10 protein-coding genes and 1 pseudogene are annotated in these 10443 nt (G+C 66.6%); 4 read left to right on the top strand and 7 right to left on the bottom strand.

The features are described from left to right. A pseudogene (locus tag AC1DS0_RS17230) lies at window positions 1–401 on the bottom strand (NADP-dependent malic enzyme); the annotation flags it as partial. Window positions 402–693: 292 nt separating this feature from the next. Here AC1DS0_RS17230 and AC1DS0_RS17225 point away from each other — a divergent pair. Genes AC1DS0_RS17225 through AC1DS0_RS17215 form a run of 3 tightly spaced genes read left to right on the top strand, consistent with a single transcriptional unit; the run spans window position 694 to window position 3364 of the window. After that, window positions 694–1725 (top strand): AAA family ATPase, encoded by a 1032-nt coding sequence (locus tag AC1DS0_RS17225; protein WP_476815505.1) that lies wholly within the window; start codon window positions 694–696, stop codon window positions 1723–1725. Continuing rightward, window positions 1722–2981 carry a vWA domain-containing protein gene (locus AC1DS0_RS17220; protein WP_476815504.1) on the top strand — a complete coding sequence of 420 codons (1260 nt, stop codon included), beginning with the start codon at window positions 1722–1724 and terminating at the stop codon, window positions 2979–2981. Before AC1DS0_RS17225 ends, AC1DS0_RS17220 begins: the two co-directional genes overlap by 4 nt. Further along, window positions 2978–3364: an LCCL domain-containing protein gene (locus tag AC1DS0_RS17215; RefSeq protein WP_476815503.1), complete on the top strand. Its 387-nt coding sequence runs from the start codon at window positions 2978–2980 to the stop codon at window positions 3362–3364. The genes AC1DS0_RS17220 and AC1DS0_RS17215 overlap by 4 nt, the downstream gene beginning before the upstream one ends. 21 nt (window positions 3365–3385) lie before the next feature. Here the strand turns inward: AC1DS0_RS17215 and AC1DS0_RS17210 are convergent, their stop codons facing one another. From AC1DS0_RS17210 to AC1DS0_RS17190, 5 genes are all read right to left on the bottom strand, one after another. Further along, window positions 3386–4402, bottom strand: coding sequence for an ABC transporter ATP-binding protein (locus AC1DS0_RS17210; protein WP_476815502.1), 1017 nt, complete (start codon window positions 4400–4402; stop codon window positions 3386–3388). Then, window positions 4399–5382: an ABC transporter ATP-binding protein gene (locus tag AC1DS0_RS17205; RefSeq protein WP_476815501.1), complete on the bottom strand. Its 984-nt coding sequence runs from the start codon at window positions 5380–5382 to the stop codon at window positions 4399–4401. Before AC1DS0_RS17205 ends, AC1DS0_RS17210 begins: the two co-directional genes overlap by 4 nt. Window positions 5383–5384: 2 nt before the next feature. Further along, the gene (locus AC1DS0_RS17200; RefSeq protein WP_476815500.1) at window positions 5385–6305 is read right to left on the bottom strand and encodes an ABC transporter permease; all 921 of its coding nucleotides are present in this window, start codon (window positions 6303–6305) and stop codon (window positions 5385–5387) included. Next, entirely contained in the window at window positions 6302–7279 is a 978-nt protein-coding gene (locus AC1DS0_RS17195; protein WP_476815499.1) for an ABC transporter permease, read from the bottom strand. The genes AC1DS0_RS17200 and AC1DS0_RS17195 overlap by 4 nt, the downstream gene beginning before the upstream one ends. Before the next feature lie 144 nt (window positions 7280–7423). After that, the gene (locus AC1DS0_RS17190; protein WP_476815498.1) at window positions 7424–9025 is read right to left on the bottom strand and encodes an ABC transporter substrate-binding protein; all 1602 of its coding nucleotides are present in this window, start codon (window positions 9023–9025) and stop codon (window positions 7424–7426) included. A gap of 265 nt (window positions 9026–9290) precedes the next feature. Between AC1DS0_RS17190 and AC1DS0_RS17185 the strand changes: the two genes are divergently transcribed. After that, window positions 9291–10184 carry a LysR substrate-binding domain-containing protein gene (locus AC1DS0_RS17185; RefSeq protein ID WP_476815497.1) on the top strand — a complete coding sequence of 298 codons (894 nt, stop codon included), beginning with the start codon at window positions 9291–9293 and terminating at the stop codon, window positions 10182–10184. Window positions 10185–10205: 21 nt separating this feature from the next. On the opposite strand, the gene AC1DS0_RS17180 is transcribed toward AC1DS0_RS17185, so the two are convergent. Continuing rightward, window positions 10206–10442 (bottom strand): Lrp/AsnC ligand binding domain-containing protein, encoded by a 237-nt coding sequence (locus AC1DS0_RS17180; RefSeq protein WP_038361355.1) that lies wholly within the window; start codon window positions 10440–10442, stop codon window positions 10206–10208. Window position 10443: the final 1 nt, after the last annotated feature.

Genomic DNA, 10443 nt, shown 5'->3' with positions numbered 1-10443 from the left:
GTCGGCTCCAGCGCGGCGACGACATCGACGAATTTCTCGATGTTCTTCTGCTCGACCTCGATGTCGAAGCAGTCGATCCCGGCGAATTTCTTGAACAGGACAGCCTTGCCCTCCATCACCGGCTTGGAGGCGAGCGGGCCGATGTCGCCGAGGCCGAGCACTGCGGTGCCGTTGGTGATGACCGCGACGAGGTTCTGGCGCGAAGTGAGTTCGGCCGCCTGCGCCGGGTCCTCGACGATCGCCTCGCAGGCGGCGGCGACGCCGGGCGAATAGGCCAGCGCCAGGTCGCGCTGGTTGCCGAGCGGCTTGGTCGCCTGGATCTCGAGCTTACCAGGCTTGGGAAGGCGGTGGTACACGAGCGCGCCAGAACGAAGGTCCGCCGACAAGGTGCTCTTAGCCATCCCACGCTTCCTCTGCGCTACCGTTGTGACTTGAGGAGGTCGCGCGGAAACGGGTGGGCGTCAAGCCGGAGCGGGCGGCGAAAGACTTGTGCCGCCGGGAAAACAGGGCCGCACTTCGCCGGCAAGTGCGGCCGGATCGCCGGAAATGTGACGTTCCGCGTTCCGTGAAACAGCCGTGAAACAAAACTAAACATTACAAAGAAATAATGATTTCAAAGGCCTCGGCTGTTGCAGACTACCTCTCGCCGGACCCGTGGATCTGATCCTGACGGGGCGCTCTCGGGAGGAGTTGATGGAAGCGACGCGTTCCGCCTTCGAGGAAGTCGTCTCGCTGCGACAGGCCAAGCAGCTGATCCAGTGCATGGCGCATGAGCAGAGCTTCCTGCTGCTCTCGCCGCCCGGACTCGGCAAGTCGGAGCTGGTCTATGAGGCGGCGCGCGAGGCAGGCCTGCCCTGCCGCTCGCTGCTCGGTACCCAGATCGCCCCGGAGGACGTCAGCGGCATCCCGCGCATCGTCGGCGAGCGCTCGGTCTTCTGCCCGCCGCGCGTGCTGCTGCCGGAGAAGCCCGAACCGTTCTGCCTATTCCTCGACGAATTGCCGGCCTGCTCACCCGATGTCCAGAAGGCGTTCTATTCGCTGCTGCTGGAGCGGCGGCTGGGTGAGCATGCCCTGCCGAAGGGCACATGGGTCGTCGCCGCCGGCAATCGCCTGCAGGACCGCGCTTTGGTGCGGGCGATGAGCTCGGCGCTGGTCAACCGCGTCACCATCCTGCAATTGCGCGTCGATACCGCCGATTGGCTCGCCTGGGCCCAGCGTGCCGGCGTGCGGGCCGAGATCCGCAGCTTCATCGCGACCATCCCCGATGCGTTGATGCGGCCGGTGCCGGCCGAGCCCGTGCCCTTCTCGACGCCCCGCGCCTGGACCTTGCTGTCACGGGCCCTCGACATGGCCGACAAGGCCGGCTTCCTCAGCAATGAACTGCGGCGTGCGCTCGCCTTCGGCCGGCTCTCCCCGGAGGACGCCGTGGTGTTCTGCGCGCTCGCCGAGGATTCGATCGGCGCGGTGCGTCCGCTCGAGGATTATCTGCGCAAGCCCGAGCTGCTGCCGAAGGGCGATTCTGCCCGCTGGTTCATCCTCGACTGCATCCGCCAGTTCGTCAGGGATGGCCGCGCCGAGGGCATGAAGCCGGCGGTGATCAATCGCTTCCTGCGCAGCCTGTCGCCCGAGCACCAGCTTCTCATCCTCAACGACATGGTCGAGATCTGGGGCGCGCTCGGCGCGGACCGGGCGATGTACGACCTCCTGCGCAAGGTCGCGGCATGAGCACGGCGCCCGATCTTTCGGTTGCCGACCGCGCCACCCATGCGCGGATCATGCGGGGCCTGCGGCTGGTGACAGTGCCGTTCCCGCATCTGGCCGGGCTTGCCGCCGCCGTGCGCGTCGAGATCGACGAGCGCGTGCCGACCATGGGCGTTTTCGCGTCCGGGCGGCTGCTGGCGAACCCGTCCTTCACGGCAAGGCTCTCCGGCGACGATCTCGTCTTCGTGCTTGCCCATGAGCTGCTGCATCTGGCGCTGCGGACCCATGACCGGGCCCGCGGCAGCGCCGCGCTCGAGTTCAACTACGCCCACGACTACATCATCAACGACATGCTGCGGCATGCGCTCGGCACCACCAAAATCCCGGCCGGTGGGCTCGACATGCAAGGCGCCCGCGAGCGCTCGGCCGAGGACATCGTGCTGGAGATGCGCCGCACCGGCAGTTACATGCCCTCGCGGACACAAGTATGGGAAGGGCAGGCCGTGACCGTCGAGCAGGTGCTCGGCGCAGCCCGGCAGGCGCCTGCCGGTGCGATGGGCGATGCACTCGACGCCCAGCGCGAGCGCGAGCTTTTCCCCGAGGACAGCGCCGACCAGGCCGAGCGGGCGCGGGCCGTCCGCGACCTCGCAGGCCGCGGCATGGTGCTGGCGAAGGCGATGGGCGCTCTGCGCGGCAGGGGCGACAGCGCAGGCGGCCAGCAGCAGAGCGTGCGGGCGCAACGCGGCTTCTTTCACACGCCCTGGCATGTCGTGCTCCAGGCTTGGCTCGACGGCGCCGCGCCCGGCGAGCGCACCTACACCCGCGCCTCGCGCCGCGGCCACGACCGCAGCGATCTCGTGATGCCCGGTCGCAAGCGCCATTCCTGGATGCTGAACGTCATCCTCGATACCAGCGCCTCGATGAGCGACGATATCCCGAAGGCGCTCGCCGCCATCGCCGATTTCTGCGATGCGGCGGGGGTCGACGAGATCCGCGTCGTCCAGTGCGATACCGTCGTCACCTCGGACGAGGTGCTCTCTCCGTCAGAGCTCGCCGATTACCAGATCAGCGGTTATGGCGGCAGCGACCTGACGCCGGCGCTCGCCGCATTGGCGGACGATCCACGTGTCAGCGCCGCGATCGTCATCACCGACGGCGACATCACCTATCCCAACGAGACCGTCCCTTACGCGGTGCTCTGGGCACTGCCGAAACCCTCGGCCTCGTTCCAACCTTCCTATGGGCGGGTGATCGTCATGCAAGCGGGAGGCGCATCGTGAAAGTCGTTCAGGATCTCGTCGCCTATTTCGACAAGCGCGGGAAACTCTCGCGCCGGCAGCTCAAGACGCTGCTCGAGCAGAACTCGATCGCCTCGAATGCGCCGACTAACATGCACGGGCTCTGCGAGAAGGTCGGCGCCGTCTATTATTTCCGCGTCACGGGCGTCCTGGAAGGCCAGCTCTGGGGCACGGACATCTACAGCGGCGACTCGACGCTTGGCGCAGCCGCCGTCCATATGGGTCTGTTGAAGCCCGGCAAGACCGGGGTCTTCAGGGTGACGGTGGTGACGCCGCCGGAGGAGTTCCCCGGCACCGAGCGCAACGGCGTCACCAGCACCCAATACGGACGCTATCAGTACGCCTGGCAGCTCTCGCCGCTCTGAGCTTGCGATCCGAGCCGAAGCTCAGGCCGCCAGCGCGCCGACGCCACCATCGTGCAGATGGCAGGCGGCGACATGCCCCGTCGCGATCTCCTTCAGCGCCGGGCGCTCGGCCTTGCAGCGCGGCCCCGCCTGTGGACAGCGCGGATGGAAATGGCAGCCGGACGGCGGGTGCAGCGGCGAGGGGATCTCGCCTTTCAGCGGCGCGAAGCGCTTCTTGCGGGCACTGATCGTCGGGACGTTGGCGAGCAGAGCCTGCGCGTAAGGGTGCTGCGGACCCTTGAACAGTTCGCTTGCTGGCGCCGCCTCGACGACGCGGCCGAGATACATGATCACGACCCGGTCGGAGAGGTGGCGGACCACCGAGAGATCATGGCTAATGAAAAGATAAGTCAGGTTAAGTTCGTCACGCAGCTTCATGAAAAGATTCAGGACTTGGGCCTGAATCGATACATCAAGTGCGGCGACGCTCTCGTCGCAGACGAGGAACTGCGGCTTGACCGCCAGCGCCCTGGCAATGCCGATGCGGGCGCGCTGGCCGCCCGAGAACTGGTGCGGATAGCGGCGCCGATAGGTGGAGTCGAGCCCGACCCGGTCGAGCATCTCGGCGACATAGGCGTCCTGCTGCGCCTTCGGCACCAGCCCGTGCACGACCGGCGCCTCGCCGACGATGTCGGTGACGCGCAGGCGCGGATTGAGCGAGGACATCGGGTCCTGGAAGATCATCTGGATCGCGAGCGTCGCCGCCTTTCGCTCCTCCGACGACATCTCGTCGGTGTAGCGCCCGCGCCAGGAGACGCGGCCGGAGCTGGCATGATGGACACCGGCGACGACGCGTCCGAGCGTCGACTTGCCGCAACCGGACTCGCCGACGAGGCCGACGACTTCGCCCTGGCGGATCGAGAGATCGACGCTGTCGACAGCGTGGACGGTCTGCTCGCTGTAGTTGGCTCCGAGCAGGTTGGCGAATTTCGAGGCTGCGTCGAGCGGCTTGGTGAAGCGTTTCGAGACGCCTTCGAGCGTGAGGATCGGCGTGCTCATGCCGCGACTCCGGCGAGGTTCAGCGGGTGATGGCAGCGCACGCCGCGCTCGCCCGGGAAGGGGGTGACGTCGGGAGCGATGGCGAGGCAATCCGCCTGCGCATAATCGCATCGCGCCGCGAAGGCGCAGCCCTGCGGCAGGCGCGCCAGCGAGGGCGTCGAGCCCCTGATCTGGCGCAAGGGGGCGCCGGGCTCACCCTCGGCCGGCAGCGAGCCGAGCAGGCCGCTGGTGTAGGGGTGGAGTGGGGTGTCGAGCACCGGATCGACCGCGCCGGTCTCGACGATGCGGCCGGCATACATCACCGCGATGCGGTCGGCGAGGCCGGCGACGACGCCGAGATCATGGGTGATCCAGACCAGCGCCGTGCCGGTGTCGGCGCAGAGGCCCTGCATCTCCGCCAGGATCTGGCTCTGGATGGTGACGTCGAGCGCCGTGGTCGGCTCGTCGCAGATGATCAGAGGCGGGCGGTGCAGCAGGGCGATCGCGATCGCGACGCGCTGGCGCATGCCACCGGAGAACTGGTGCGGATAAGCGTTGAGCCGCTCCTCCGGGGAGGGGATGCCGACCTTGGCGAGCGCGTCGCGGGCGCGGTCCCGCGCCGCCTTGTGCGAGACCTTGTCATGGGCGGTGACGGCTTCGATCATCTGCGTATCGACGCGCAGGACCGGATTCAGCGTCATCATCGGGTCCTGGAAGATCATCGCGACCTCGCGGCCGCGGACCTTGCGGAAACCCTCCTCGTCGAGCCCGACCAGTTCCTTGCCGTTGAGCTTGATCGAGCCCTCGACGATTCTGCCGGGCGGATCGATCAGGCCCATCACCGAAAAGCCGGTGACCGACTTGCCCGAGCCGGATTCGCCGACGAGGCCGAGCACCTCGCCGCGATCGACGCGGAAGGAGACGCCGTCGACCGACTTCACCGTGCCGGCGCGGGTGAAGAAATGGGTCTTGAGGTTGGTGACCTCGAGAACTGGCGCCATGCTCACTTCTCCAGCCGCGGGTTGAGCACGTCGCGCAGGCGGTCGCCGACCAGGTTGATCGAGACGATCGTCATCAGCAGCGCAAAGCCGGGGAAGACCGAGATCCAGTAGCTGCCCGAGAGCATGTACTGGAAGCCGTTGGCGATCAGCACGCCGAGCGAGGGCTCGGTCTGCGGCAGGCCGACGCCGAGGAAGGACAGCGTCGCCTCCAGCGAGATCGCATGGGCCGTCTGCACGGTGACGATGACGATGACCGGCGCCAGGCAATTCGGCAGGATGTGCCGGAAGACGGTGCGGGCATGGGACAGACCCAGCGATTGCGCCGCCTCGACATATTCCTTGCGTCGCTCGACCAGCGCCGAACCGCGCACGGTGCGGGCATAATAGGCCCATTGCACCATCACCAGCGCGATGATGATCTTGTCGACGCCCTTGCCGAGACCCGCGACCAGGATCAGGGCGACCAGAACGGACGGCAGCGAGAGCTGCAGGTCGACCAGGCGCATGATCGCGTTCTCGGTGCGCCCGCCCGCATAGGCTGCGATCAGGCCGACCGCCGAGCCGATGCTTGCGGCCAGGATGCCCGAGAAGGCGCCAACCATCAGCGAGATGCGCAGGCCATAGAGGATGCCGGAGAGCAGGTCGCGGCCGACGCCGTCCGAGCCGAGCCACATGGTGAAGCCCTCGCCCGAGACCGAGCCCGGCGGCTGGCGCGAATCCATCACGTCGACACTGGCGAGATCGTAGGGGTTCTGCGGCGCGATCAGCGGGGCGGCGAGGGCGAGCAGGACGATCAGGATGAAGAGGGCGAGCCCGAACAGCGCCAGCCGGTCCTCGATGAAGGAGCGGATGAAGCGCCGGAAGGGCGTCTCCTCCTTGGCCTCGGCAGGCGGTGCGGCAGCGGGCAAAGCGGTGTCGCTCATGATGTCGCCTCCGTCAGGCGGACGCGCGGATCGAGCGCCGAATAGATCAGGTCAACCAGGAGGTTGATGGTGACGAACAGCACGACGACCACCATGACGTAAGCCACGATTACCGGTCGATCGAGCCGGGTGATCGCCTCGAGCAGCAGGCGCCCCATGCCCGGCCAGGCGAAGATCGTCTCGGTCACCACCGAGAAGGCGACGAGCGAGCCGAACTCCAGCCCGAGCACGGTGACGATCGGGATCATGATGTTCTTGAGGATGTGGACGCCGATGATCCGGCTCTGCGACAGGCCCTTGGCCCTCGCGAACTTGACGTAGTCCATCAGCGCCGCCTCGCGCGCGCCGGCTCGCGCCAGGCGGATCACCAGCGAGATCTTGAGCAGCGCCAGGTTGAAGGCGGGCAGGGCGACGTGCTGCCAGCCCTTCAGCGACAGCAGCGAGGTGTCCAGGCCGAGGATCGAGACGGTCGGTCCGCGCCCGGTCGCCGGCAGCCAGCCGAGGCTGACCGCGAAGGTCAGGATCAGCATCAGCCCGACCCAGAAGGTCGGCAGCGAGAAGCCGAGGATGGAGACCGCCATGATGAAGCGCGACAGCCGGCTCTCCGGCTTCAGGCCGGCATAGAGGCCGAGCGGCAGGCCGATCAGGACCGCCAGCACCAGCGCGACGAAGGCGAGCTCCAGCGTCGCCGGCATGCGGCTGAGGATCAGCTTGATCGCGGATTCGCCATGGACGAAGGAGCGGCCGAGATCGCCCTGGACGGCGTTCTTCAGGAAGACCAGGAACTGTTCCCAGATCGGCCGGTCGAGCCCGAGCGCGCGCGCCGTCTCGGCGATCTGCTGCTGGTCCATCTCAGGCGAGATCAGCATGTAGATGGGATCGCCGACGACGTTCACGCCGAAGAAGACGATCACGAGCATCGCCGCGATGACGAAGAGAGCTTGCGCCAGGCGGCGCAGGACGAATGCCAGCATGGTCCGGTGCCTTCCGGAGCGGGTACGAGGCCCCCTCCCGCCAGCGAGCCGACAGGATTGCGCCTTCGCATTTCAACAAGGAAAGAGTGTCGCGCGGTCCGGACCGGGCTTCAAGCCGGTCCGGACCGGATCGACGGGGGCCGGTTATTCCTTACGGATGCCGGTGGCGAGCGTGTACTCGTCGGTGCGGGCCTGCACCTTGACGCCCTTGCGGGAGGCCCAGGTGTTCAGCTGGTAATGCGTCGGGATCAGGCCGACATCGTTCATGCTGATCTCCATCGCCTCGGCCAAAGCGGCGTCGCGCTTGGCGTCGTCGACGGTGCGCAGAGCCTCGTCCAGCTTGGCGTCGAAGGCCGGATTGGAGTAGCGGCCGCGATTGGTCGCGCCCATGCCCTTCTTCGGATCGAAGGTGGCGAGCAGGGCCTTCAGCGAGTCCGAGGATTCACCGGTGCCGGCGCCCCAGCCGACCAGGATGAACGAGAACTCGGGCACATTGCCCTGGCCGCCTTGCGAGGCGCGGGTGAAGAAGTTCGCCGACGGCAGCGTCTCGACCTCGGTCTCGATGCCGAGGCGCGAGAACATCTGCGCGACAGCCTCGATGATCTTGGTGTCGTTGAGATAGCGGTTGATCGGCCCGTGCAGCTTCATCTTGAAGCCGTTGGGATAGCCGGCCTCTGCGAGCAGCTTCTTGGCGCCGTTGAGGTCGAAGGCGACCGGCTTCAGCTTCTTGGAGGTGCCGAAGAAGCCGTCGGGCAGGAGCTGGCCGGCGGGGATCGCCTCCTTCTCCATGATGCGCTCGACGATGCCCGGCCGGTTGATCGCCATCGACAGCGCCTGGCGAACCTTGAGGTTGCGCAGCGGATTCTTGATCTCCGAGCCGTCCTTGCCCTTGATGAAGGGCGAGACCTCGCGGAAGTGATCCATGTGGAAATAGATCACCCGGTTCGAGACCGTGCTCGAGACGTTGAGCTTGGCATCGCCCTTGAGGCGGGCGACGTCCGAGGTCGGCACGTTCTCGATCACGTCGAGATCGCCGGCAAGCAGCGCCGCGACGCGGGTCGGCGCCGAGGTGATCATCCGGAAGGTGACCTTCGACCAGGGCTCCTTGCCGCCCCAGTAGGTCTCGTTCGGGGTCAGCACGACGCGGTCGCCCGCGACATATTCGGCCTGCTTGTACGGGCCGGTGCCGCCGGCGGCGCATTTGCCGAGGTTGAAGTCCTCGGTGGTCGTGTCCTTGCACTTGGCCGAGATGACGCCGAAGGTCGAGAGGTCGGTCGGGACCAGCGGGGCCGGCTCCGTGGTCTTGATCCGGATGGTGTGCTCGTCGACCTTGCTGAATTCCTTGCCGCGGACATAGGCGTTGAAGCTCGACGGGCTTTTCGGCACGTTCGGCGCACGCTGCATGGTGGCGATCACGTCGTCCGCCGTGAACGGCGAGCCGTCATGGAACTTGACGTTCTTGCGCAGCTTGAATTCCCAGGTCGTGTCGTCGATCGCCTTCCAGCTCTCGGCGAGCGCCGGCTTCAGCTGCTGCTTCTCGTCCTGCCCGACCAGCGGCTCGTAGATGTGCCGAGCCATCAGGTTGTTGGGGGTGAGGTTGTGATAATGCGGGTCGAGCGAGCTGAGTTCGGCCGACAGGCCGATCTTGAGCTCCTGGGCCGATGCGATGCCGGCGATGCCGATGACCGGAGCTGCCAGAATGGCGAGCTTGAGAGCTTTCAGCCCCTTGGCGCTGAGCGTTTTCATTCCGAACCTCCCGATGGCTTCGAGGCGCCATCTTTCACAACTGAGCCGCGCGTGGCGAGTCGCCGGATTGGCCGGTCTGCCCCTGTTCTCGCCCGGCCGGGTTTGTAGAACGATTTCTTATACCTGTAAATTATACGGCTTGCGGTAGTATATAACCTGACTGCATAGATGGATGCGGAGCGCGGATAGGGTGGGCAGGTCCATGGTGAACACGGCAAGAGCCGCTCGCCCACCGGCATCGACCAGCGAGCGTCGCCCCCCGAGCTTGCGCGAACTCGAGGTCCTGCAGGCAATGATCGCCACCCGCAAGACGGTGGCGGCCGCCCAGATGCTCGGGATTTCGCAGCCCGCCGTGTCGCGGGCGCTCGCGGCGCTGGAAGCTCATGTCGGCCGCCCGCTCTTCGCGCGCGAAGGCGGCAGGCTTGTGCCCACTGCAGATGCCTTTGCACTCGACGCAGAGGCGCAGCCGATCTTCGCGGCCCTTGAAAGGCTGAACAGCTGGCCCGGGCAAGCCGTTCAGGCCAGCGTGCTGCGCATCGCGACCCCGCCGACCCTGGCTCAGTTCGTCCTGCCCCCCGTTCTGGCGGAGTTCCGCCGGCAGGAGCCCGATGTCGTGGCGAATGTCGAGATCGACACCAGTTCGACCGTGATCACGCAGGTTGCGGACCGTGCGGTCGATCTAGGACTGGTCGACATGTCGGCCTCGCATATCGGCATCCAGGGCGAGGCGATCCGGGAGGCCGTCGCGCATGTCCTGATGCCGGAGGAGCACCCGCTCGCCGATCGCGAGGTGCTGAGCCCGCAGGATCTCGCCGACGAGCCGATCATCGCCCTCGCGCGGCGTTTTCCCGAGCGCATCAAGGTCGAGCAGGCCTTCGCTGACGCCGGCGTGGCTCTGCGCCTGGTCGGGGAGGGCACGGCAGCGGTTTTCGTCGCGGAGATGGTCAGGCAGCGCGTCGGCCTGGCGTTGCTGAACCCGTTTCCGCTGACGCTCGGCGGCTTGCGGGGGCTGGTGGCCCGCCGCTTCGCGCCGGCCATCGCCTATCGGACAATGCTGTTGTTTCCGTCTGCCGGGCCTGTCGCGCCGGCGGCGCGCCGCTTTGCCGATCTGCTGATCGCGATGCAGCCGGAGGACGGCCTCACCATGCCGATCAGGTAGCTTCGAGCTGATCGGAGGCGCTCAGAACGCCTTGAAGGTGATGATCGTGTGAGTGTCGGCGATCTCGGGGATCGACTGCACCTTCTGGGCGACGAAATGGCCGATATCGACGTCGGCCGCGACATGGAACTTGGCGAGGATGTCGTAGTTGCCGGCGGTCGAATAGATCTCCGAGGCGATCTCGCGATCGGCGAGTTCGCTGGCGACCTCATAGGTCTTGCCGAGCTTGCATTTGATCTCGACGAAGAAGGTCTGCATC

Source organism: Allobosea sp. P4_H5 (assembly GCF_056400825.1).
The sequence above is the reverse complement of the archived record's forward strand: the minus strand, read 5'-3'. Positions and strand labels throughout refer to the sequence as shown.

Excerpts from the sequence above, each read along its gene's own strand:
- AC1DS0_RS17225 (WP_476815505.1), top strand. The coding sequence starts at position 694 with ATGGAAGCGACGCGTTCCGCCTTCGAGGAAGTCGTCTCGCTGCGACAG.
- AC1DS0_RS17220 (WP_476815504.1), top strand. The coding sequence starts at position 1,722 with ATGAGCACGGCGCCCGATCTTTCGGTTGCCGACCGCGCCACCCATGCG.
- AC1DS0_RS17210 (WP_476815502.1), bottom strand. The coding sequence starts at position 4,402 with ATGAGCACGCCGATCCTCACGCTCGAAGGCGTCTCGAAACGCTTCACC.
- AC1DS0_RS17205 (WP_476815501.1), bottom strand. The coding sequence starts at position 5,382 with ATGGCGCCAGTTCTCGAGGTCACCAACCTCAAGACCCATTTCTTCACC.
- AC1DS0_RS17200 (WP_476815500.1), bottom strand. The coding sequence starts at position 6,305 with ATGAGCGACACCGCTTTGCCCGCTGCCGCACCGCCTGCCGAGGCCAAG.
- AC1DS0_RS17195 (WP_476815499.1), bottom strand. The coding sequence starts at position 7,279 with ATGCTGGCATTCGTCCTGCGCCGCCTGGCGCAAGCTCTCTTCGTCATC.
- AC1DS0_RS17190 (WP_476815498.1), bottom strand. The coding sequence starts at position 9,025 with ATGAAAACGCTCAGCGCCAAGGGGCTGAAAGCTCTCAAGCTCGCCATT.
- AC1DS0_RS17180 (WP_038361355.1), bottom strand. The coding sequence starts at position 10,442 with ATGCAGACCTTCTTCGTCGAGATCAAATGCAAGCTCGGCAAGACCTAT.